At 66.8% G+C, this 22,752-nt stretch carries 19 protein-coding genes and 1 pseudogene; 14 read left to right on the forward strand and 6 right to left on the reverse strand.

Annotated features, from left to right (window positions below; all coding sequences use genetic code 11):
* Nucleotides 1–61: 61 nt before the first annotated feature.
* From ACWF4Z_RS20715 to ACWF4Z_RS20730, 4 genes are all read left to right on the forward strand, one after another.
* Entirely contained in the window at nucleotides 62–691 is a 630-nt protein-coding gene (locus ACWF4Z_RS20715; RefSeq protein WP_452244720.1) for a TetR/AcrR family transcriptional regulator, read from the forward strand.
* Between the two features lie 126 nt (nucleotides 692–817).
* On the forward strand, nucleotides 818–1,525 hold the full coding sequence (locus ACWF4Z_RS20720) for a hypothetical protein (RefSeq protein WP_452244721.1): 708 nt from the start codon (nucleotides 818–820) through the stop codon (nucleotides 1,523–1,525).
* Nucleotides 1,526–1,636: 111 nt separating this feature from the next.
* Nucleotides 1,637–1,798: a hypothetical protein gene (locus tag ACWF4Z_RS20725; protein WP_452244722.1), complete on the forward strand. Its 162-nt coding sequence runs from the start codon at nucleotides 1,637–1,639 to the stop codon at nucleotides 1,796–1,798.
* A gap of 28 nt (nucleotides 1,799–1,826) precedes the next feature.
* Nucleotides 1,827–2,177 carry a hypothetical protein gene (locus ACWF4Z_RS20730; RefSeq protein ID WP_452244723.1) on the forward strand — a complete coding sequence of 117 codons (351 nt, stop codon included), beginning with the start codon at nucleotides 1,827–1,829 and terminating at the stop codon, nucleotides 2,175–2,177.
* Nucleotides 2,178–2,210: 33 nt separating this feature from the next.
* On the opposite strand, the gene ACWF4Z_RS20735 is transcribed toward ACWF4Z_RS20730, so the two are convergent.
* Entirely contained in the window at nucleotides 2,211–2,786 is a 576-nt protein-coding gene (locus ACWF4Z_RS20735; protein WP_452244724.1) for a TetR/AcrR family transcriptional regulator, read from the reverse strand.
* Nucleotides 2,787–2,909: 123 nt separating this feature from the next.
* On the opposite strand from ACWF4Z_RS20735, the gene ACWF4Z_RS20740 reads away from it, so the two are divergent.
* The 4 genes from ACWF4Z_RS20740 (at nucleotide 2,910) to katG (ending at nucleotide 7,444) form a co-directional block, all read left to right on the forward strand.
* A complete protein-coding gene (locus ACWF4Z_RS20740; RefSeq protein WP_452244725.1) occupies nucleotides 2,910–3,602 on the forward strand; it encodes a hypothetical protein in 693 nt (230 codons plus the stop codon).
* A 78-nt stretch (nucleotides 3,603–3,680) separates the two neighbouring features.
* On the forward strand, nucleotides 3,681–4,643 hold the full coding sequence (locus ACWF4Z_RS20745; protein ID WP_452244726.1) for a helix-turn-helix transcriptional regulator: 963 nt from the start codon (nucleotides 3,681–3,683) through the stop codon (nucleotides 4,641–4,643).
* A 107-nt stretch (nucleotides 4,644–4,750) separates the two neighbouring features.
* Nucleotides 4,751–5,164 carry a Fur family transcriptional regulator gene (locus tag ACWF4Z_RS20750; RefSeq protein ID WP_452244921.1) on the forward strand — a complete coding sequence of 138 codons (414 nt, stop codon included), beginning with the start codon at nucleotides 4,751–4,753 and terminating at the stop codon, nucleotides 5,162–5,164.
* A 39-nt stretch (nucleotides 5,165–5,203) separates the two neighbouring features.
* On the forward strand, nucleotides 5,204–7,444 hold the full coding sequence (gene katG, locus ACWF4Z_RS20755) for a catalase/peroxidase HPI (RefSeq protein ID WP_452244727.1): 2,241 nt from the start codon (nucleotides 5,204–5,206) through the stop codon (nucleotides 7,442–7,444).
* Nucleotides 7,445–7,490: 46 nt separating this feature from the next.
* On the opposite strand, the gene ACWF4Z_RS20760 is transcribed toward katG, so the two are convergent.
* Complete coding sequence (locus tag ACWF4Z_RS20760) at nucleotides 7,491–7,763, reverse strand: hypothetical protein (RefSeq protein ID WP_452244728.1); 273 nt, start codon at nucleotides 7,761–7,763, stop codon at nucleotides 7,491–7,493.
* Nucleotides 7,764–7,876: 113 nt separating this feature from the next.
* On the opposite strand from ACWF4Z_RS20760, the gene ACWF4Z_RS20765 reads away from it, so the two are divergent.
* The 5 genes and pseudogenes from ACWF4Z_RS20765 to ACWF4Z_RS20785 all read left to right on the forward strand — a co-directional run bounded on the left by ACWF4Z_RS20765 (nucleotide 7,877) and on the right by ACWF4Z_RS20785 (nucleotide 15,547).
* The gene (locus tag ACWF4Z_RS20765) at nucleotides 7,877–8,419 is read left to right on the forward strand and encodes a hypothetical protein (protein ID WP_452244729.1); all 543 of its coding nucleotides are present in this window, start codon (nucleotides 7,877–7,879) and stop codon (nucleotides 8,417–8,419) included.
* Complete coding sequence (locus tag ACWF4Z_RS20770; protein ID WP_452244730.1) at nucleotides 8,416–9,030, forward strand: hypothetical protein; 615 nt, start codon at nucleotides 8,416–8,418, stop codon at nucleotides 9,028–9,030. The genes ACWF4Z_RS20765 and ACWF4Z_RS20770 overlap by 4 nt, the downstream gene beginning before the upstream one ends.
* Before the next feature lie 70 nt (nucleotides 9,031–9,100).
* A pseudogene (locus ACWF4Z_RS20775) lies at nucleotides 9,101–10,511 on the forward strand (GuaB1 family IMP dehydrogenase-related protein).
* A 436-nt stretch (nucleotides 10,512–10,947) separates the two neighbouring features.
* The gene (locus tag ACWF4Z_RS20780) at nucleotides 10,948–11,931 is read left to right on the forward strand and encodes a helix-turn-helix transcriptional regulator (protein ID WP_452244731.1); all 984 of its coding nucleotides are present in this window, start codon (nucleotides 10,948–10,950) and stop codon (nucleotides 11,929–11,931) included.
* Between the two features lie 100 nt (nucleotides 11,932–12,031).
* The gene (locus ACWF4Z_RS20785) at nucleotides 12,032–15,547 is read left to right on the forward strand and encodes a discoidin domain-containing protein (protein ID WP_452244732.1); all 3,516 of its coding nucleotides are present in this window, start codon (nucleotides 12,032–12,034) and stop codon (nucleotides 15,545–15,547) included.
* 3 nt (nucleotides 15,548–15,550) lie between these two features.
* Here ACWF4Z_RS20785 and ACWF4Z_RS20790 read toward each other — a convergent pair whose 3' ends face one another.
* From ACWF4Z_RS20790 to proS, 3 genes are all read right to left on the reverse strand, one after another.
* Nucleotides 15,551–17,353 carry an FG-GAP repeat domain-containing protein gene (locus ACWF4Z_RS20790; RefSeq protein ID WP_452244733.1) on the reverse strand — a complete coding sequence of 601 codons (1,803 nt, stop codon included), beginning with the start codon at nucleotides 17,351–17,353 and terminating at the stop codon, nucleotides 15,551–15,553.
* Between the two features lie 99 nt (nucleotides 17,354–17,452).
* The gene (locus ACWF4Z_RS20795; protein ID WP_452244734.1) at nucleotides 17,453–17,884 is read right to left on the reverse strand and encodes a VOC family protein; all 432 of its coding nucleotides are present in this window, start codon (nucleotides 17,882–17,884) and stop codon (nucleotides 17,453–17,455) included.
* Between the two features lie 20 nt (nucleotides 17,885–17,904).
* Nucleotides 17,905–19,317 carry a proline--tRNA ligase gene (gene proS, locus ACWF4Z_RS20800; protein WP_452244735.1) on the reverse strand — a complete coding sequence of 471 codons (1,413 nt, stop codon included), beginning with the start codon at nucleotides 19,315–19,317 and terminating at the stop codon, nucleotides 17,905–17,907.
* Nucleotides 19,318–19,469: 152 nt separating this feature from the next.
* On the opposite strand from proS, the gene ACWF4Z_RS20805 reads away from it, so the two are divergent.
* A complete protein-coding gene (locus ACWF4Z_RS20805) occupies nucleotides 19,470–20,483 on the forward strand; it encodes a metallophosphoesterase (protein WP_452244736.1) in 1,014 nt (337 codons plus the stop codon).
* Between the two features lie 44 nt (nucleotides 20,484–20,527).
* Here the strand turns inward: ACWF4Z_RS20805 and ACWF4Z_RS20810 are convergent, their stop codons facing one another.
* Entirely contained in the window at nucleotides 20,528–22,744 is a 2,217-nt protein-coding gene (locus tag ACWF4Z_RS20810; RefSeq protein WP_452244737.1) for an NADP-dependent isocitrate dehydrogenase, read from the reverse strand.
* Nucleotides 22,745–22,752: the final 8 nt, after the last annotated feature.

A 22,752-nucleotide genomic window follows, 5' to 3' on the forward strand; every position in this document is an offset into this window, starting at 1 on the left:
CCTTAAGTGACCGTACGCGCCCTTGGGTGCAAACGCAACATCCGAGCGTTAAGGTGGAGAGGTGAGTGCGAACGAGGTAGCCCGCCGCCCCGGCGGCCGGTCGGCGCGGATCCGTGCCGACGTCCTGCGATCAACCTTGGACGCACTCGCCGAACACGGCCCCGACGCCGTGACCGTGAGCGAGATCGCCCGCCGGTCGGGCGTGCACGCCACCTCGATCTCCCGGCGCTGGGGCCCGGTGCAGAACCTGGTCCTCGACGCGCTCCTGACCAACAGCCAGGAACGACTCCCGACCCCCGACACCGGAAACGTTCGCGACGACATGATCGCGTTTGCCCGTCTGGTCGTGGCCTACCTGGACTCGCCGCTGGGCACCGCCCTCGCGCACGCCATGGCCGCGGCCGACGATGACCCCGCTCTCGCCGACAGCCGCGCCCAGTTCTGGCAAGGCCGGTACGACGCCACCCGCGCGATCATCGACCGCGCCATCGACCGGCACGAACTCCCCGCCGACACCGACCACCAACTCGCCCTCGAACTACTCGTCGCACCACCGCACTTCCGGGCATTGATGCTGCGTCAACCCAGCGACAACGACTGGATCGAACGAGTGGTCGACATACTCCTGCAGGGTTTGGTCCAGCGAAGTCATCCTTCGGATGATGGACACGGCGGAGGCCTGGTTGTGTAGTGGTTCTGAATCCGCGGGGCTGTGCAGTGCGCGGAGGAGGGATGGGTTGTGCCACGACCTAGGGCCGTTACCGACGATGCCAGCGCGAGGCAGTTCTTGGATGCGGCGGCGCAGTTGATTGATGCGATGTTTGTGACGTCGCCGGAGGAGCGGCCGCGGCGGTTGAGTGCGATCGACTTTCCGGCGACCTTGGAGTGGCTCCGGAAGGAAGACGTGGTTCGGCTTGCCCGGGACGGCGGGGGCCAGGGGGTGAGCCGCAAGTCGTTCGACAACCGGTGGGAGTCCAAGGAGGACTTCGTCAACGATGCGGTGATTCACACCATGCTCTACCGGGATGCGCCGAACGCGAATCCGGACTTGCAGTTGGCAGACATGGCGAGTCTCGCGGAGTCGCAGGACCTCGGGCAGGCGATCGCGCGATTCTGTGACGCGATGCTCGAGAGCCTCTTGTCCTACCCTCGTTCGTTTCTGCTGCTGCATATCGGGCCGCTGCTCGAACAGCATCCACAGCTGAAGGCCGCGATCGTCGAGGACATGCTCAGATCGCTCGCGCCCTGGTACGAAGGCTACGCACAACTCTTCGCCGCCTTCGGCGTCTCGATGCGCCCCGGCTGGACCATCGAACGCTACGGCCTGACGATCCAGTCGATGCTCGACGGCTTCCTGCTGCGCTCCCGCGTCCAGGCCGACCAGATGCAAGCCTGCCGCTCAGACGACGCGAGCCTCTTCGCGGACGCCGTCGTCGCCTTCACCCTCGGCGTCATCGACACCGGCGAGAGTCCTGGCCAGACCTCCCGAGCGGCCCTGAACGCCGGCGTCCAGCCCGGGCGGTAGGGAGACTCAGGTCGCTCTCTAAGGCCGTTGACTGAGCGTGACCGCCACTCGATGCTAGGTGTGGCTCGGGGGGAAACCGGGCGGAAGCGAATCCAAGCCTGAGGGGGCTTTGTGGCCAAGGGGATGAAATGCCGGGTCTGCGGCTACTACATGTACGCCGAGCGTGAGGACGACCAGCCCGAAGGACGCTGGGTCTATTACGCCTGCCAGAACCGTGCGGACAAATGCAACAACCGCGAGAAGGTCTTCGAGAAGTACGCCGACCGCCGCTAGCGGATCGAATCACTGCAGAGGTTGGGAAATGAAAGAACACGAAATCTCGTTCAAGACCTCGACTCCCGTTGCCAGGATCAAGCAGATCCTGGCGGATGTTTTCAGGGGAGCGAATCTCAGTCCCATCCAATCGAACACGAATGGCTTGCTGGATACCGAAGCGCCGGCCGATGTCGAACTGGTGGCAGACAAACAAACGCTCACCGGTGCGTGGGCGGTCCAGGTGTATGTCTTCGATCGTGAGCAGCATCGGGAGGTAACGCTCATCGCTCTCGGCGACAGGGGGGCGTCGAGAGCATTCCATGGCATCGGGAACACCGTGTCGCTCTCCAAGAGCATCCGGGTCGCCGAGCAAGCGGCAACCGCGATCGGTAGATAGCCACCCTACCGGGACGAACGAAGTCAGGTCGGCTCAAGAAGCGCCGTCGAAAGCCAGGTCGAGGATTGTCTCGACCTGGCTTTCTGATACTGGGCGGGTGTGGAGGAGTAGGCGGTAGTAGAGGGGGGCGTAGATCAACTCGACGAGGTCCGGGAGGTTTACTTCCGGGCGGATTTCGCCGGCTTTCTGGGATTTTTCCAGGCGGTCCACGCAGAGGTCTACGCGGGGTTTGATGATGCTGGCGACGACGGCTGACGCGATGTCGGGGTCACTTTGGGCGGCGGCGATCAGGCCTTTGCTGTAGGCGGCGAAGGTCGGGCTGGAGAATGCCGCGACGACCTGGTTCATCTGGGTGCGGAGGTCGGCGCGGAGGTCGCCGGTGTCGGGGAAGTTCAGGGTGCTGCCGCCGCGTTCCTGCAGGGCCTCCAGCAGGATCGCGGCCTTCGAGGGCCACCAGCGGTAGATCGTCTGCTTGCCGACCCCTGCACGTTTCGCGATGCCCTCCATCGTGAGGCCGCCGTAGGAGTGCTCCTGGCAGAGCTCCAGGGCGGCTTCCATGATCGCGCTCCGGGCGCGCTCGCTACGGCGTTCGGGGTTCGGGGTGGCCATGTCTCCGGAGTTTACACAAGACGAGACGTTGTGTCTTGACAGTGACCTGGGACGAGACTTAGCGTCTCGTGGTGAGACGAGACGTCTCGTCAACCAGTTCACTTGTCAAGAGGGGACAAGACCATGTCCGAAGCCTTGGTTCGCAGATATGCGGGGCTGTTCGGGATCATCGCGAGCGCGCTGATCGTCGTTCAGGTCCCGCTGTACTTCCTCTACCCCGGCGCTCCGCCGGACTGGGACATCCTGACCCGCAGCCTGATCGGCATCGTGGGCTGCGTGTTCTACATCCTGTTCTTCACCGGCCTGCGGCAGCTGATCCATCAGGTCGACGTCGCGTCGGACTGGATCTCCAACGTGATCCAGGTGGCCGGACTGCTGTGGGTGGCGATGGTGTTCGTGCCGCAGTCGATGGAGGCGGGCGCCGCCATCTCGGTCGATCACCCGATCGACACCACGAAGGAAGGGCCGTTCGCGGCCGCGCAGTACCTGATGCAGGGGCTCATCTCCCGCCTGCTGATGGCACTGTTCCTGATCGCACTCGGCATCGTCGTGTACCGGCTGCGGATCCTGTCGAAGTGGGTCGGCTGGTCCGCGTTCGTGCTGGCCGCGATCAACCTCGCGTTCGTCCCGGCCATCTACTCCGGTGACGACCCGTCGCACTTCTACGCAGTCCAAGGCTGGGGTACGACGGCCAGCATGGGCGCACTGTGGAGCCTCTGGACTCTCGCGGCCAGCATCAGCGTCTTCCGCAGCTCCCGCCGGGCCGCGGTCGCCGCGCAACACCGCACCACCCCGGCGCCCGTCGCGGCCGGCTAGCACCAGGTTTGCCATCCGTCCCTGAGGCAAGGATCCACCTCAGGGGCGAGGGGCAAGCAGGGGGCGAGGCAAGTGGTAGTGCGAGTTGACGCAGGTACGGCGCTGATCCTGCGCGAGGCGTATCACAAGATCCAGGCGATGCCGCGCGGCGATCACTACGGGCTCTACGAATACGTCCGTGGGGTCGCGACGAAGCTCGCGCCGGTGGACACGTTCTATGTGGGGTTCCTGCAAGGAGCCGATCGAGTGCGGTACCCGTACGGCTACGAGGACGGCAAGTACGACGATCCGTCGAGCCACACCTTCGGTCCGAACGGGCCGACCGCGTGGTTGCTGAACAGACGGCAGACCTACCGATTCGGGTACGACAACGGCGCCACGCTCAACGCGGGCATCCCGTGTGGAGACGTGAGCCGCCGCTCCGAGGACGCGGTGATCGTGCCGATGTTCCGCCGTACGAAGGAAGGTCGCGATCATCTCTTCGGGATGTTGGCGACCTACAGCTACAAACCCGAGGTGTACGACGACAACGTCGTCCGGGCGTTCGAGTGGTTGGCCGGTGCACTGGCCAAGGTGCTCACCCGGGAAGTCGAAGATCGCGAGGCGCTCAGACTCCTGCCGGCCGGTGACGAGACGCCGAATCTGCTGACCTCCGATCACGTGATGGAGTACCTGTCCAACAAGATCGCCGTACTGCGGGGGCTCGCCGATCGCGCTCTGGACGAGCCGGAGGCCAGAGCGGAACCGCTCCACGGCTACCTGGCCGGCATCGTCCGTACGGCGGAGCAGACGCAGTCCGAGCTGGTCGAGATGATGCTCGACGTCGACGAAGGACCCGAACGCCGCTTCCTCTCGCTCACCGACGCTCAGCAGCGGGTTGCGCTGCTCCTGGTGCAAGGCCTCGACAACGAAGCGCTGGCGGCGGAGCTGGGCGTCAGACTGCCGACGGTGAAGACACATCTGGGCGTGATCCTGCGCAAGTACGGCATGGGTAGCCGCATCCAGGTCGCCCAGGACGTACGACGCTACCTGGCCCGCTGACGCGCGGTCCTCGCGAGTCCGGACACCCCGATGTCTCACCTTGAGAATCGCGTCAACTATTCTTGACTCATTCCAGAAAACGCGCCAGACTGCTCGACGTGCCGACGGTGGAGGATCTGCGGGAGTTGTTGCGCGGGGCATCGTTGCGGGTGACCCGGCCGCGGGTGGCCGTGCTGACCGCGGTGTACGCGCATCCGCACGCCGACACGGATTCGCTGATAGGTGCCGTGCGCAACGAAATTCCCGAGGTCTCGCACCAGGCGGTGTACGACTCGCTGAACACGTTGACCACGGCCGGCCTGCTCCGGCGGATCCAGCCGCTGGGATCGGTGGCGCGGTACGAGTCGCGGGTCGGGGACAACCACCATCACGCCGTCTGCCGGTCGTGCGGAGCCATCGCCGACGTCGACTGCGCGGTCGGGCACACCCCCTGCCTGACCGCGTCCGAGGACCACGGGTTCGTCATCGACGAGGCCGAGGTCATCTACTGGGGACTCTGCGCCGAGTGCGCAACGACCTGACTTCCATCAACTCATACGTCCAGTCCTGGAAGGAATCAGATGTCCGAGAACGACGAGCGCCACGAGCCGCTGCCGGGTGAAGGTAGCGAGGAGAGCCGCGGCGAAGAGACCGCACAGGCCGCCGGCGGCTGCCCGGTGGCGCACGGCCAGGGCGTGCACCCGACCAGCGGCGACGCCAACCGCGGCTGGTGGCCGAACCAGCTGAACCTGCGGATCCTGGCCAAGAACCCGGCCGTCGCGAACCCGCTGGGCGAGTCCTTCGACTACGCCGCGGCGTTCAACAGCCTCGACCTGGCCGCCGTGAAGGCCGACATCGCCGAGGTGCTGACGACGTCCCAGGACTGGTGGCCGGCCGACTTCGGGAACTACGGCCCGCTGATGATCCGGATGGCCTGGCACAGCGCCGGCACCTACCGGATCAGTGACGGCCGTGGTGGCGCGGGTGCCGGGCAGCAGCGGTTCGCGCCGCTGAACAGCTGGCCGGACAACGCGAACCTGGACAAGGCCCGCCGGCTGCTCTGGCCGGTGAAGAAGAAGTACGGCCAGAGCATCTCCTGGGCCGACCTGCTGATCCTCACCGGCAACGTGGCGCTGGAGACGATGGGCTTCAAGACCTTCGGGTACGCCGGTGGCCGCGAGGACGTGTGGCAGCCGGAAGAGGACGTCTACTGGGGTCCCGAGACGACCTGGCTGGGCGACGAGCGTTACTCCGGTGACCGCGAGCTGCAGAAGCCGCTCGGCGCGGTCCAGATGGGCCTCATCTACGTGAACCCCGAAGGCCCGAACGGCAACCCGGATCCGGTCGCCTCGGCCCGCGACATCCGCGAGACGTTCGGCCGGATGGCGATGAACGACGAGGAGACCGTCGCGCTGATCGCCGGTGGCCACACGTTCGGCAAGACGCACGGCGCGGCCGACGCGGAGGAGTACGTCGGTGTCGAGCCCGAGGGCGCGCCGATCGACCACCAGGGCCTCGGCTGGCGCAACACGTACCAGAGCGGCAAGGGTCCGGACGCGATCACCAGCGGCCTCGAGGTCACCTGGACGACCACGCCGGCCAAGTGGGGCAACGACTTCTTCGAGATCCTGTTCGGCTACGAGTGGGAGCTGACCAAGAGCCCGGCCGGTGCGAACCAGTGGGTCGCCAAGGACGCGCCGGAGATCATCCCGAACGCGTACGACCCGGCCAAGAAGCAGAAGCCGACGATGCTCACGACCGACCTGGCGCTGCGCTTCGACCCGATCTACGAGCCGATCTCGCGCCGCTTCAAGGACAACCCGGCCGAGTTTGCGGACGCGTTCGCGCGGGCCTGGTTCAAGCTGACCCACCGCGACATGGGCCCGGTCGTCCGCTACCTTGGCCCGGAGGTTCCGAGCGAGGTGCTGATCTGGCAGGACCCGCTGCCGGCCGCGACGGGCGAGGCGCTCAGCGCCGCCGACATCGACGCGCTGAAGGCGCAGATCGCCGCATCCGGGCTGTCGGTGGCGCAGTTGGTCTCGACGGCATGGGCGTCGGCATCGTCGTTCCGCGGTACCGACAAGCGTGGTGGCGCGAACGGCGCCCGCATCCGCCTCGAGCCGCAGTCCGGCTGGGAGGTCAACAACCCCGACGAGCTGGCGCAGGTGCTGCGGGCGCTCGAGGGTGTGCAGCAGGGATTCGGGAAGCCGGTCTCGCTGGCTGACGTGATCGTGCTGGCCGGTGGCGTGGGTGTGGAGGTCGCCGCGAAGGCCGCCGGGTACGACGTCGTCGTACCGTTCACCCCTGGTCGTACGGACGCGACCGCCGAGCAGACCGACGTCGAGTCGTTCGCCGCGCTCGAGCCGAACGCCGACGGCTTCCGTAACTACTACGGCAAGGGCAACCGCTACCCGGCCGAGTACCTGCTGCTCGACAAGGCCAACCTGCTCACGCTGAGTGCACCGGAGCTGACCGTCCTGGTCGGCGGCCTGCGCGTTCTCGGCGCGAACTACGACGGCTCGAAGTTCGGCGTGCTCACCGAGACGCCGGGCGCGCTCACCAACGACTTCTTCGCGAACCTGCTCGACCTGAGCACCGAGTGGAAGTCCACGGACGAGAGCCAGGAGACCTTCGAGGCCCGCGACGCGAGCGGCGAGGTCAAGTGGACCGGCACCCGCGCCGATCTGGTCTTCGGCTCGAACTCCGAGCTCCGGGCCGTCGCCGAGGTCTACGCCAGCGACGACGCGAAGGACAAGTTCGTTGCCGACTTCATCGCCGCCTGGACCAAGGTAATGGAGCTGGACCGCTTCGACCTGCGGTAAGCATCTGCACCCCGAACCGGCTCCTCCTGTCAGGGGGGAGCCGGTTTCAGTTTCCGCAGGACCGCGGTGGGACCGAGGGCATACTCGAACCGCCGTTCGGGTCGACGAGCACCGGTCGCAGGTCGGTGATCTGCAGCGGGATCGAGCGACTGAAAGACTTCCCAACAGCCATCGCCCTGGTGAACGGCGTACCGGAACCCTTGCAGCTGACGGACTCCCCCGCACCCATCGCCCACTCGATCCGGTCGACCGTGCCGATCGCAACGCCGCCGATCGCCGCGGGCTCCGTTCGTTGGTACTGGTGGTGTAAGGGTTGCACACGGAGGGTGTTCGCCGGTCGGGTTATCCACAGTGCTGTAGTTGGTTGGAAACGGTTCGGTGGGCTGTGGATAAGTTGGGCTGAGTTCGGTCGTGGGCTCGTAGAGTCGGGGCATGGGTACTGATGGTTCTGGCATTCGGTCGGTTGAGGACGTACGGCGGGATGTCGCGGGAGTGCTGTCGCGGTTTCGGTGTGGGCGGACGATGGCGTTCAGCTTCGGCGACGCGGGCGTGGCGGAGGCGGTGCTGCTGACGTATGACCAGTTCGAGGAACTCGGCGGGGAGTTGAAGTTCGAGCGCCGTCCAGAGGTGGTGGCGACCGAGACCGTGGCGGCGGAACTGGTGTCGATGGTGGGCGCCATCCGGGACGAGGCGTTCGCGCCGGTGGTGTGGGGTGATGGCGGTGAGCCGGAGGCCGTCATCATGTCGACCTCGCAGTACCGTCAGCTCCGCGGCGACGACGAGCCACCCCTTGGGACGATCGACGATCCGACCCGCCGTGTGTACGCCTCGGAGCCCTTGCCGACCAGCCGCGCGATGACCGTCGACGAGATCGCGGAGATGATGGGGCCTCACTCCCAGCAGGTGCTCGAGGAGATTCGGCAGGAGAGGCGCGAGGAGGCGGAGCGAGCGCGGCGAGAAGACGACTCGTCGTGACCGAGAATACGACGCGGTACGAGGTTGTCATCGGCAAAGAGTTCGCGGTCGATCTGATGCGGCTCGCGGCCGCCGCAGAGCAGAACCCCCGGAGCCCTGCCGGGTATGTGCATCGTCGAGTGCTGATGCAGATGGAGGACCTCGCGGACGGGACAACGGACGGGCGCCATGCGCTCGGGTATGAATCTGGGAAGGGGGATCTGCGGGACTGCGTGACCCTTTATCTGCAGTCGGACCCGGAGCAGAAGGCGGACTATCGGTTGGTGTTTCGGGAGATGCCGGCCGCGGAGCCCGGTGGGCTTCCTCGGCGGGAGTTACTGGCTGTCAAACCGCGACAGGGCGCCGGCAACATCTACGAGCACACGTGTGCGCGTCTCAATCGCAATCTCCATGACCGGCAGCCGGGTCTGAATGCGTTCGGTGATCGGGTGCCCAGCCTCAAGCAGAACCAGGCTCAGCGTCAGGCCGAGCTCGATGCGAACCGGGCTATTGCTCATGCGTTTCCCGGGCAGGTGCCGTTGGCCACGTCACGCCCGTTGGCGGCATCCGGATTCGGCGTCCGTCGTACGAACCCTTTGGCAGGTCAGGCCCAAGCCGGACACGTGCGGTGACCAACCTTGTCCGGCGTGGGTCTGCGTGACAGGCTGGCGGAGTTTGTTCGTTCGTTTGAAGGGGATTTCCATGCGGTTTCATCATGATCGGGAGCCTGCGGGGGATCTGACCTTCAGCGACGTCTTCCTGGTGCCGAACCGGTCCAAGGTCGCGTCCCGCCTCGATGTGGATCTGTCGACGAGTGACGGGAGTGGTACGTCGATACCCGTGGTCGCGGCGAATATGACGGCCGTGTCGGGGCGGCGGATGGCTGAGACGATGGCGCGGTGTGGTGGGCTCGCGGTGATTCCGCAGGACATCCCGGTGGACGTCGTGGCCGAGGTTGTTGCCTGGATCAAGCAGCGGCATCCTGTGCATGACACTCCGCTGGTCCTGCCGCCGACCGGGACCGTGGGTGAGGCGCTGAACCTGTTGCCGAAGCGTGGTCATGGCGCGGTGATCGTGGTCGACCGCGGCCGGCCGGTCGGTGTCGTCACCGAGGCGGACTGCTCTGGCGTCGACCGGTTCACCCAGGTCGACGGCGTCATGTCCCGCGAGCTGCTGACAGTGCCGGCCGGGATCGACCCGGAGACTGCGTTCAACCAGCTGCATGACGGCCGGCATCGACTCGCGCCGGTCGTGGACGACGATGGCACCATCGTCGGCATCCTGACCCGACAGCGGGCACTCCGGGCCACGCTGTACGAACCGGCCCTTGATGCGCAGGGAAAGCTCCGGGTCGCCGCCGCGATCGGGATCAACGGTGACGCCGAGCAGAAGGCGAAAGCCCTGCTGGACGTGGGCATCGACGTGCTGGTCATCGATACCGCCCACGGTCACCAGGAGCGGATGCTCGAGGTGCTCGAGCAGGTCCGCGCGCTCGACCCCGACGTCCCGATCGTGGCCGGCAACGTGGTCACGGCCGAGGGCGTGAGCGATCTCGTGCAGGCCGGTGCGGACATCGTCAAGGTCGGCGTCGGTCCGGGTGCGATGTGTACGACGCGGATGCAGACTGCTGTCGGTCGTCCGCAGTTCTCCGCCGTGCTGGAGTGTGCATGTCTGGGCCGATGGCGGCGTGCGGCATCCGCGCGATGTGGCGCTCGCGCTCGCCGCGGGCGCGTCGAGCGTGATGATCGGGTCGTGGTTCGCGGGGACGTACGAGTCGCCGGGGGATCCGCATCGCGACAGCGACGGCCGGATCTACAAGGAGAGCTTCGGGATGGCGTCGGCGCGGGCGGTTCGGTCCCGCACGGCCGACGACTCACCGTTCCAGCGGGCCCGGAAGGGCTTCTTCGGCGAGGGAATCTCGACCGCCCGGATGTACCTCGACCCTGAGCGGCCGAGTGTCGAGGACGTCCTGGACTCGATCGTCTCTGGCATCCGCAGCTCCTGCACGTACGTCGGCGCCGCCGACCTGGCCGAGTTCCACGAACGCGCGGTGGTCGGCCTCCAGACCGCCGCCGGGTACGCCGAGGGCAAGCCACTCGACACCAGTTGGTGACAACGACTACGACGTACGGCGTCGTCCGCGCCGGCACCGGCGTACCTGGTGGCCCTCATCCCTCGGGTGAGGTTGAGTGCACAACAATCTCATGCCGAGGGCGATAGGCACGGACGGTGATCGGTGGCACCGTGTAGTCAGCGGGGTGGAGGGGAAGGACACTCAGAGGATCTGCCGGGGGAGTCGCCGATCTCGCAGGGGGCGTGGGATCGATCGACGCGGGGCTTCGTCTCGGGTGTCCTGAACGTGGTCGCGGGTGGTGGGGCGGGGTTCGGCCGAGGCTTGGGAGGGCGACTCGGGAACTCCCACACCACCCGCGACTGCAGTCTGCCCTCCAGATGGCCCGGAATGACACCGAATGGCCTTCCCAAGGCGCTATACCTGGCGGCATAGTCGAGTGATCGATACACCAGGGTCCGTGGGGAGCGCCGGCGTCGTGGAGGCAGACAAGGCCGCCCCGTTGCGGGTGGACGCGGAGACCGCGATCATCCTCCGCGAGGCGTATCACAAGATCGAGGCATCGTTCCGTGCCGACCACTACGGTCTGTACGACTACGTCCGGGTGGTCGCCGGGAAGATCGCCCGGGTCGACGCGTTCTTCGTCGGCTTCCTGCAAGGCACCAACCGGGTCCGCTACCCCTACGCGTACGACGACGGCCGGTACGTCGATCCGGACACGCACATCTTCGGTCCGAACGGCCAGACCGCCTGGCTGCTCAAGCATCGGGCGAGCTATCGGATCGCGTACGACGGTGGCTCCGCGCTGCACGCCGGCCTCCCACTGGGCGATGCCGACCGGCGGTCGGAGGACGTGGTGACGGTGCCGATCTTCCGGCCGGTGAAGGACGGGCCAGATCAGCTGTTCGGGATGCTGTCGATGCAGAGCTACGCGCCGAAGAGCTACGACGACAACGCCGTTCGGGCGTTCGAGTGGCTGTGTGCGCTGGTGGAACGGGTGCTCACTCGCGAAGGCGAGGACCGGGAGGCGCTGCGACGGCTGCCGGCCGGTGACACCGGGCCGAACCTGCTGACTTCGGATCACGTGATGGAGTACCTGACGCACCGGGTCGCGTCGATCCGGGAGATCGCGGCCGAGGCGATGGACGAGCCCGACGTGGGTGCCTCCGTTCACACTCATCTGTCCCGGATCGTCGACGCCACCGAACACATCCAGTCCGAGCTGATCGAGATGTTGATGGAGACCGACGAGGCTCCGGAACGGCGGTTCACGAGCCTGACCAAGGCTCAGCAGGGCGTCGCCGTACTGCTCGTCGACGGTCTGGACAACGATCAGCTCGCCGCCGAGCTCGGCATCAGCCTCAACACGGTCAAGACCCACCTCAGCGCGATCCTGCGCAAGTACGGGATGGCCAACCGCGCCCAGGTCGCCGACGACGTCCGCAAGTATCTGGCGCGATGAGCAAGCCGTAAGCGCACCGACCCTAGACATATTTTATCGGTTCAAGTAACTTCCGGGTGGCTGTTAATTCCGAATTATCCCGCCGCCCTGGGAGGCCCTCGTGTCGATCGATCCCGTATCCCGCCGGACCTTCCTGGCCGCGAGCAGTGGTCTGCTCGCCAGCCTGACCCTGCCGGCACTTGACGCCCGGGCCGTTCCGGCAGCAGCGTCTTCGGCGACGGATCTGGCCCGCTATCGGCCGGTTCGGGCGTCGTCGAGCGCGTACGCCGCGACCCCGCCGGAGTTCGTGGTCGACGGGCTGGCCGTTCCGGGCGTGCGTGGCTCGGGATGGCGAGCGGCCGGCAGCGATCCGCAGTGGATCGTGGTCGACCTGCAGGGACGCTGCCGGGTCGAGGCTGTGCGGCTCACATTCGAGGCGACGGCGCAGGATCCGGCGTTCGACTTCTCCGGCGGCAATCCGTACGGGAACACGACCGGTCAGGAGTTGCTGTCGAGTTCGCCGTTGGACTTCCGGGTGGACACGTCGACGGACGGCGCCTCCTGGCACACGGTGCATGAGGCGACGAACAGCCCCGGCGGTACGGTCGACATCGCGCTGGATACCCCGGTCACCGCGCAGTATGTCCGGCTCACCAGCACCCGCCAGGCGAACGCGAATGCCCTTGGCCTGAACGGATTCCAGGTCTACGGCAGTACGAACGCATCCCGCCCGCCGGCCACGGGCTGGACCGACTGGGGCCGGCACACCGACAAGCCGCCGGCATTGCGGAAGGCCGATGACGGGACGTTCCCGATCGAGTCCGGGTGGACGCTCACGATGGATGACTTCGCCGGCGCGACCGATGGCGCCGTACTCGCGCAGCCGGCGCAGGACACGTCGACCTGGCTACCGGCGACCGTGCCGGGCACTGTGCTCGGATCGCTTGTGGAGCAGGGGCATTTACCGGATCCCGTCGAGGGGATGAACAACCTCGAGATCCCGGAGGCGCTCAGCCGGCACGCGTGGTGGTACCACCGCAAGTTCGACCGACCGGTGGCCTCGCGGTCGCGGGCATGGCTCGAGTTCGACGGGATCAACCATCAGGGCGATGTCTGGCTCAACGGCACGCAGGTTGGAACGGTGAAGCATCCGTTCGCCCGGGCATCCTTCGATGTGACCGCGGCGTTGACGGCGAAGAACGCGCTCGCGGTGAAGATCACCCCGATGCCGCACCCCGGAACCGCCGGTGACAAAGGTGATTCCGGCAATTCGTTCGTCCAGTCCGCGACGTTGTACTTGGACTCGCCGACGCTGCTGGCTGCCTCCGGTTGGGACTGGATGCCGGCCGTCCGCGACCGCGCCGCCGGGATTTGGAACCACGTCCGGCTGCGCTTCACCGGGGACGCCGTACTGGGTGACGCCCGGGTGGTGACGAAGGTGGCGAGCGTGGACCGCGCGACCGTTGCGATCACGATCCCGGTCCGCAATGCGGCGACCACGGCCCGGACCGTCACGGTGAAGACCGCCTTCGATGGGCTCTCCGCGACGAAGACCGTCACTCTCCAGGCGGGCGCCGGCATCGACGTGGCATTCGATCCTGTGGTTGTCGAGAACCCGAAGCTCTGGTGGCCGAACGGGTACGGCGACCCCACGCTCCAGGAGCTCACGTTCACGGCCGCGATCGGATCCGCGGTCAGCGACAGCCGGACGACGACGTTCGGGATCCGCGAGTTCGCCTACAGCTACGACCTTCCGATCGTCATCGACCCGGCGACCAACAGCGCCGCCCAGACCGTGGACATCCCGCGGCAGACAGCCCGTTACTTGCGCATCCAGGGACGGCGTCGCGCGACTGGCTGGGGCTATTCGCTGTGGACCTTGGCGATCAAGGACTCGGCGCATGCCGATGTCGATCTTGCTCGCTCCGGGACCGCGACCGCGTCGTCGGACGACGGCAGCCCGGCCGCACAGGCGATCGACGGCAACGATCGCACGCGCTGGTCCTCGCAGTACGACGACAACGAGTGGATTCAGGTCGACCTGGGTTCGGCCAAGAGTTTCGATCGCGTGGAATTGCTGTGGGAGACGGCGTACGCGCTGCTTTTCACCATCCAGGTCTCCGACGACGGGCAGCAGTGGACCGATGTGGAGGACGTCAGCAATGCGCCGGTCCCGTTGAAGATCAGCGTGAACGGCGTCCGCGTGTTCTGCCGTGGTGGGAACTGGGGCTGGGACGAACTGCTGCGCAGGATGCCCGAGGCGAAGCTGCGTGCGGTGATCGGCATGCATCGGGACATGAACTTCACGATGATCCGCAACTGGATCGGTTCGAGCACGCGCGAGGAGTTCTACCAGGCCTGCGACGAGAACGGGATCCTGGTCTGGAACGACTTCTGGGAGGCAGGTCCGTTCACCGACAACCTGCCCGGGTACGTCGAGATCGCGCGCGACACCATCGTCCGGTACCGGAGCCACCCGTGCGTGGTGATCTGGTGTGGAGCGAACGAGGAGAACCCGCCGGCCGCGATCGACGCCGGGATCGCTGCCGCCGTACGGGAAGAGGACGACGAGATCCTGTACCTGCCGAACTCCGCCGCCGGGTTCGTCTCCGGGCACGGGCCGTACTACTGGGTCGATCCGGTCAAGTACTTCGATCCGAACACCTATGACACGTTCAACTTCGGCTTCCACACCGAGATCGGCATGCCGACGATCCCGGTCGTGGAGAGCATGCGGAACCTGGTCGGCGAGGGTGATGCCGGGTGGCCGATCGACACTCCGTGGTACCACCACGACTGGTCGACGCACGGCAACCAGCGGCCGGACACCTACCTGGGTGCTGTCGACGAACGACTCGGATCGTCCAGCGGGCTGGAGGAATTCACCCGCAAGGCGCAGTTCGTGAACTACGAGAACATGCGCGCGATGTTCGAGGCCTGGAATGCGCACCTGTGGACCGACGCGTCCGCTCTGCTGCTGTGGATGTCGCACCCGGCCTGGCACTCAACCGTTTGGCAGACCTACGACTACGACCTCGACGTCAACGGCAGCTACTACGGCGCCCGCAAGGGCTGCGAGCCCATCCACGTCCAAGCCAATCAGACCGACTGGACCACGGTCGTCCTCAACCACACGGCTGGGCCGATCACTGGTTCTGTCGTTGCTGAGGTCTACGACCTGAACGGCAAACGGCTGAGCACGAGCACCCAGACCGTGACGGTTGCCGCCAGCAACAAGCTCGACGGCGCGAAGATCCCGTTCGGAGACGACCTGCCAGCGCTTCACCTCCTCCGGCTGACGCTCACCAGCCAGGGCAAGGTGGTCTCGGAGAACACCTACTGGCGCTACCGGAACGCCTCGGACATCCAACAACTCAACGGACTACCGGCCGCGCCTTTACACGTACGGTCGACGCCCGGCCGGGGAAAGCTGACGGCGACCGTGCGCAACACCGGCTCGTCGGTTGCGGCGATGATCCGACTGTCGCTGCGGGACCGTGCGGGTGAACGGGTGCTCCCGGCAACCTACTCCGACAACTACTTCTGGCTGCTCCCCGGCGAGTCCCGCACCATCACCGTCACCACCCCAAGCTCGGCCTCCACCCTGAAGCTGGAGGCCGAGCCGTACAACAACTAACTCTCAGCCGAGCAGGACGTCGCCGGCGACGCCCAGGGGGATCCGGATCTTGTCTTTGGTCGGGTCCTTCTGGACGTGCCAGGTGCCGTCGGACGGGTGGAAGTAGGTCAGATCGGCTCGCGCATCGCCCAGGAAGTTGCCGACCAGCGGGATCTCGGAGATGACAGGCCCGTCGCCGCGACCGAACGTCTGCACGGTCGAGGTGGTGGGCTGGTCCAAGATCGTCCAGGTCGAAGACCAGACGGGGTTGGCGCGGATGATCGGGTCGTCGCGTCCGTCGAGGTTTGTGTCGGCGAGGCGCGTCACCACGCCCGGCCCTCCGCCGGGCTGTGTCGTCGTGCGGGCCTGGTCGCCGCCGTTCGAGCTGGTTCGGATGTAGACCGTCGACCGATAGGCATTGCTGAGGTCGTCCCAGACGGTGCGAGCCACGATCAGGTCCTGCTTGCCGTCGCCGTCGACGTCGCCGAGCGAAGGCTTGTCGCCGGACTGGCCCCACTGCTCGTAGCGCTCCTGGCCGGTGCCGGTGAGTTTGATGCCCCACGTCCCGTTCGTCCAGAACGTTGCGCGGTCGGCCAACTTGTCGCCGTCGTAGTCACCAGGCACTGGGATGTCGCCTTTGTTGCCGCCCCACCATTGGTAGTCGGCCTGGCCGTCGCTGCTCTTGACCACGCCCCAGAGCCCACTGACCGGGCGGAAGACAGCGATGTCGATCTTGCCGTCGCCGTCGTAGTCGGCGGGGACGGGGATGTCGCCGGCGGCGCCGTACGTGCGGATCGTCTGGCCGCCGTCGCTCGAGCGGTAGATGTACCAGGTCTGGTTCGACGGGCGCCACACTGCCTTGTCGGCCTTCTTGTCGCCGTCGAAGTCGAGGGCGAAGGGGATGTCGCCGGACTGGCCGTACTGGGTCAGCTGGTCGTTGCCGGAGAACATGATGTCCCAGGTGTTGGTGTAGTCCCGGTACGCGAAGTCCGCCTTGCCGTCTCCGTCGTAGTCGCCCGGTATCGGTTCGTCCTGCACGTCCAGGAGGATCTGCTCGTCGACGCCGGTTCGGCTCGAGGTGTATCGCCAGGCGCCGTCCCCGAAGTTCTGGAGCCCACCGAAGTCGCTCTTCCCGTCCCCGTCGTAGTCCGCCGAATAGGGCCGCAGTTCTACGGGCGAGCTCTTGTGGATGTAGCCGTCGTCGATGCTGTGCAGTGCCCACCATTCACCCGCGCTGCCGCCAATGGGTCGCCAGACGGTTGGGTCCGATTTGCCGTCGCCGTCGTAGTCGCCGGACAGGGGTACGTCGCCGTTCTGGCCCCACTGCCGTTGTACGACGGCGCCCGTGCTGCTGTGCTTCATCAGCCACGTGCCGTCGGACGGGCGCCAGACGGTGAAGTCGGCTTTCTTGTCGCCGTCGTAGTCGCCGGTTACTGGGATGTCGCCGGCTGCACCCAACTGCTGGACGAGTTGGGTGGTGCCGGGACGCCATACGTAGAAGGTGTTGTTGGACGGGCGGTAGACGGCGAGATCGGCCTTGCCGTCGCCGGTGTAGTCGGCGGGTAGCGGGATGTCGCCGGGTGCGCCGTACACCGTTGTTGTCTGTACGCCGTCACTGGACCGCTTGATGATCCATGCGGCAGTTGAGGGTCGCCAGACTGCCGGATCATCCTTGCCGTCACCGTCGAAGTCCGCAGCCTGCCGCTGCGCCGCGGACGGCTCAATCGTTGCTGCGGTGGCCGCCGCTGCTGGTCCGGTCAGTACGCTCCCGATCAGCAGCGGGCCACCCGCAGCAGCAACCCCCACCCAGCCGAACACCCTGCGCATCCCGTCGTCCTCTCGTCGCCACACACTCCGGTGGCTCGAGCCTGATCGGCGGACATCTCACCGATCTCTCACCGAGATTTCGTCGCAGGGAGACGCGGCCTAATCGAGGCAGAACTCATTGCCCTCGATGTCGAACATGTTCTGGCACGACTCGTTGTCGCCGTCGGCGACGAGGAGTTGGCCGCGCGTTGCGCCGAGGGGAAGCAGTCGTTGGCATTCGGCCTCGAGCGCGGCCAGGCGTTCCGCACCCTTGAGCCCCGTCCCGACGCGTACGTCGAGGTGCAGTCGGTTCTTGACGACCTTGCCCTCGGGGACGCGCTGGAAGTACAGCCGCGGGCCTACGCCGGTCGGATCGACACAGGCGAACGACGCGCCCGGCTCTTCACCCGACTGCGCCTCGAAGTCGTCCCACGAATCGAACCCCGATGGCGGTGGCGGTACGACGTACCCCAGCACCTCGCACCAGAACCGGGCGATGCGTTCGGGCTCCGCGCAGTCGAAGGTGACTTGGAACTGCTTGACCGATGACATGAGGACCACCCTAGAGACGGTTAGTAGGAACGGGCGGCGAAGGCGGTCAGGCCGCGTTCGCCGTCGTCGGTCGGGAGCGTGCCGTCCGGGCGTTGGAGGCAGCGGATCGAGATGCCGGCCGTGGCCAGCCGATCCTCGCCCTCCTCGCCGACAACGTCGTACGGCAGGCTGACCCAGCCGGTGGGTGCGGCCTCCAGCGCCTCGTCGATGCTGGTGACCGGTGTCGTCCGCGCTGCCCGCAGACGGGTTGCCTCATCGAGCAGGTAGGTCTGATCGGCCTCGATCGCGGCGACGACTGTGGTGGTGAGCTCGGCCAGGTTCACGGCGTCCTTGCTGGAGTCGCGGAGTCGGCGGACCACCGTGGCCACGCCGGCCGCGAGATCGCGCGGCCCGAGCTCGATCCGGATCGGGACGCCCTTCAGTTCCCAGTTCACCGCACGCCGGCCGAACGGCTGGTCGGTGCGGTCGTCGACGGCCACGCGCAACCCGGCCGCGGTGAGGTCGGTGGCGATCCGGTGGACCGCCTCGACGGTGTCGTCCTTGACCGCCAGTACGACGACCTGGGTCGGCGCGACCACCGGCGGGACGCGCAGTCCGGCGTCGTCGCCGTGGACCATGATCAGCCCGCCCATCATCCGGGTCGAACTGCCCCACGACGTGGTCCACGCAAGCTCGCGCTGGCCGTCGCCGTTGACATACTCGATATCGAAGGCTTTCGCGAAGTTCTGGCCGAGCTCGTGCGAGGTCCCCATCTGCAGGGCCTTTCCGTCGCCGGTCATCGCCTCCAGCGTCATCGTGTTGACCGCGCCGGCGAAGCGTTCACGCCGGGTCTTGCGGCCGGCGACCACCGGGATCGCCAGGACGTTGACCATCACGTCGCGGTAGACGTCGGACAGGATCTTGGTCGCGTACGCGCGGGCGTCCGCAGCGTCGGCGTGGGCGGTATGGCCTTCCTGCCAGAGGAATTCGGTCGTGCGCAGGAAGAGTCGTGGCCGCAGCTCCCACCGGACGACGTTGGCCCACTGGTTCAGGAGCAGCGGAAGGTCTCGGTAGCTCTGGATCCACTTCGCCATGTACTCGCCGACCACGGTCTCCGAGGTCGGGCGGATCACCAACGGTTCCTCGAGCTGCTTGCCGCCGGCAACTGTTACGACGGCGAGCTCCGGGCTGAACCCCTCGACGTGCTCGGCCTCGCGGCTCAGGTAGCTCTCGGGGATCAGCAGCGGGAAGTAGGCGTTGGCCGCGCCGGCGGCCTTGATCCGTTGGTCCATGGCGGTTTGGAGGTGTTCCCAGATCGCGTACCCGTACGGTCGGATGACCATCGTCCCCCGCACCGGCCCGTTGTCGGCGAGCTCGGCTTTGGCAATCACGTCCTGATACCACCGGGGAAAGTCCGCGGCCTGCGAGGCAAGCACGGAACGGGTCGTCGTCATGACCGCAGTGTAGGAAGGCGATGGGCGGTCTGCCACGCAATTCCGGGCGGCGTTCAGCGGACTCTCAGGAGCTGAAGTTCATCCGCCGGTGCGGCGGCGTTCACGCCCGGGCCGAAAGGTTGGCCCGTATCCCCTGGAACCTGGAGGAATTCGTGAGAGTACGTCGCGCGCCCGTGATCTCCACCTGTCTGGCGCTGGTCGGGATCGCGGTCGGGATTCCGGCCGCCGCCGCCGACCGTGGACCGCAGACCTACACCTTCGCCGTGATCGGCGACATTCCCTACGGACCGGCACAGATCGCCCGGTTCCCGAAGGTCGTCGACCAGATCAACGCGGACAAGCCGGTCCAGCTGGTCACTCACCTCGGCGACATCAAGGACGGCTCGTCGGTCTGCAGCGACGAGTACTTCGCGCAGGTGCGGACGCAGTTCGACCGCTTCGCGGACCCGCTCGTCTACACCGTCGGCGACAACGAGTGGACGGACTGCCACCGCGCGAACAACGGCGGGTACAACCCGCTGGAGCGGCTGGCGAAGGTCCGCCAGACGTTCTTCCCGCAGCCGGGTCGCACGCTCGGCCGGCATTCGGTCAAGGTCGAGAGCCAGGTGGCGCAGGGTATCCCGGAGGATGTCCGGTTCAGCCGCGACGGCGTCGCGTTCGCGGCGTTGCACATCGTGGGGAGCAACAACAGTCTGGCGCCGTGGACCGGCAAGACCGCGGCGACGCCGGAGCAGACGGCCGAGGTGCTGAACCGGACGTCGGCCGTCATGCAGAGCATCCGCGACACGTTCGCCCAGGCCCGCGACGAGCACAACAAGGCTGTCGTTCTGCTCACCCAGGCCGACATGTTCGACCCGACCGTGACCAGCCCGTCGTTCGCGGACTACTACGCCTTCCAGCCGATCGTGCGGGAGATCGCCCGTGAGGCGGCGAACTTCCACGGTCCGGTGTACCTGTTCAACGGTGACAGCCACGTCTACAACAGTGACAAGCCGCTCTCGGCGAGCTCGTCGTGGACCAAGTTCTACGGCGTGACGACGCCGGCCGAGAACCTGTCCCGGGTCACCGTCGACGGTTCGACGGGAGTGAACGACTACCTCCGGGTGACGATCGACCCGCGCAGTCCCGCCGTACTGAACTGGACGCGCGTGCCGTTCACGTCCTGAAACGCAAGAAGGCGCCCGGATCACCGGGCGCCTTCTGCCGTCGATCAGAGCGAAGCGAGTGCGTCGTTCCAGGTCTTCGACGGACGCATGATCGCGGCCGCCTTGGCCGGGTCTGGTTGGTAGTAGCCGCCCAGGTCGACCGGGCTGCCTTGGACGGCGATCAGTTCTTCGACGATGGTTTGCTCGTTGGTGGCCAAGGTTTCGGCCAGGGGGGTGAAGGCCTTGGCGAGGTCGGCGTCGTCGGTTTGCTTGGCCAGCTCCTGGGCCCAGTAGAGGGACAGGTAGAAGTGGCTGCCGCGGTTGTCGATGCCGCCGACGCGACGGGTCGGGGACTTGTCCTCGTTCAGGAACGTCGCGGTCGCGCGGTCCAGCGTGTCCGCGAGGACCTGGGCGCGCGCGTTGCCGGTCGCCTGGGCCAGGTGCTCGAAGCTCGCGGCCAGTGCGAAGAACTCACCCAGGCTGTCCCAGCGCAGGTAGTTCTCCTTGACCAGCTGCTGCACGTGCTTCGGCGCCGACCCACCCGCGCCGGTCTCGAACAGGCCACCGCCCGCCATCAGCGGCACGATCGACAGCATCTTCGCGCTGGTGCCGAGCTCGAGGATCGGGAACAGGTCGGTCAGGTAGTCACGCAGCACGTTGCCCGTCACCGAGATCGTGTTCTCGCCACGCCGGATCCGCTCGAGCGAGAACGTGATCGCGTCCACCGGCGCGAGGATCCGGATGTCCAGGCCCTCGGTGTCGTGGTCGAACAGGTACTTCTGCACCTTGGAGATGATCTCGGCGTCGTGCGCCCGGGTCTCGTCCAGCCAGAACACCGCCGGGTCGCCGGTCGCCCGAGCCCGGTTGACCGCCAGCTTGACCCAGTCCTGGATCGGCGCGTCCTTGGTCTGGCAAGCGCGGAAGATGTCACCCGCGGAGACAGCCTGCTCGAGGACGACGCTGCCCGACTCGTCGACCAACCGCACGATCCCGGTCGTCTGGATCTCGAAGGTCTTGTCGTGGGAGCCGTACTCCTCGGCCTTCTGCGCCATCAGACCCACGTTCGGCACGGAACCCATCGTGGCCGGGTCGAACGCGCCGTTCGCACGGCAGTCGTCGAGGACGACCTGGTAGATCCCGGCGTAGCTGCTGTCCGGCAGTACGGCGATGGTGTCGTGCTCCTGACCGTCCGGCCCCCACATGTGGCCGGAGGAACGGATCATGGCCGGCATCGACGCGTCCACGATCACGTCGGACGGGACGTGCAGGTTGGTGATGCCCTTGTCCGAGTCGACCATCGCGAGCGCCGGGCCGTCGGCCAGCTCGGCGTCGAACGACGCCTTGATCTCGGCGCCCTCCGGCAGCGAGGCGATCCCGGACAGGATGCCGCCGAGTCCGTCGTTCGGGGTGAGACCGGCCTTGGCCAGGACGTCGCCGTACCGCGCGAAGGTCTCCGGGAAGAACGCCCGTACGGCGTGACCGAACACGATCGGGTCGGAGACCTTCATCATCGTGGCCTTCAGGTGGACCGAGAACAGCACGTCCTCGGCCTTCGCCCGCGCCACCTGCGCGGTCAGGAACTCACGCAGCGCGTCGACGCGCATCACCGAGGCGTCGATGACCTCGTTCGCCAGGACGGGGACGGCCTCGCGCAGGACGGTCTTGGAGCCGTCGTCGCCGACGAGCTCGATCCGCAGCGAGCCCGGGGACTCGATCACCGTGGACTTCTCGGTCGAGCGGAAGTCGTCCTGACCCATCGTCGCGACGTTGGTCTTGGAATCCGCGCTCCAGGCACCCATGCGGTGCGGGTGCGTCTTGGCGTAGTTCTTCACCGAGGCGGGTGCGCGGCGGTCCGAGTTGCCCTCGCGCAGCACCGGGTTGACCGCGGAGCCCTTGACCTTGTCGTAGCGGGCCTGGATCTCCCGCTCCTCGTCGGTCTTCGGCTCGTCCGGGTAGTCCGGCAGCGCGTAGCCCTGGGACTGCAGCTCGGTGATCGCAGCCTTGAGCTGCGGGATCGAGGCGGAGATGTTCGGCAGCTTGATGATGTTCGCCTCGGGCGTCTTGGCCAGCTCACCGAGCTCGGCCAGCGCGTCCGGGATCCGCTGCGCTTCGGTCAGGTAGTCGCCGAAGAGCGCGATCATGCGGCCGGCCAGTGAGATGTCCCGGGTCTCCACCCCGACACCGGCCTGACCGGCGTACGCCTGGATCACGGGGAGGAACGAGTACGTGGCCAGCGCCGGAGCCTCGTCGGTGTGGGTGTAGATGATCGTCGAGTCAGTCACAGCCCCAC

The sequence above is a fragment of the Kribbella sp. NPDC055071 genome, from assembly GCF_053608045.1.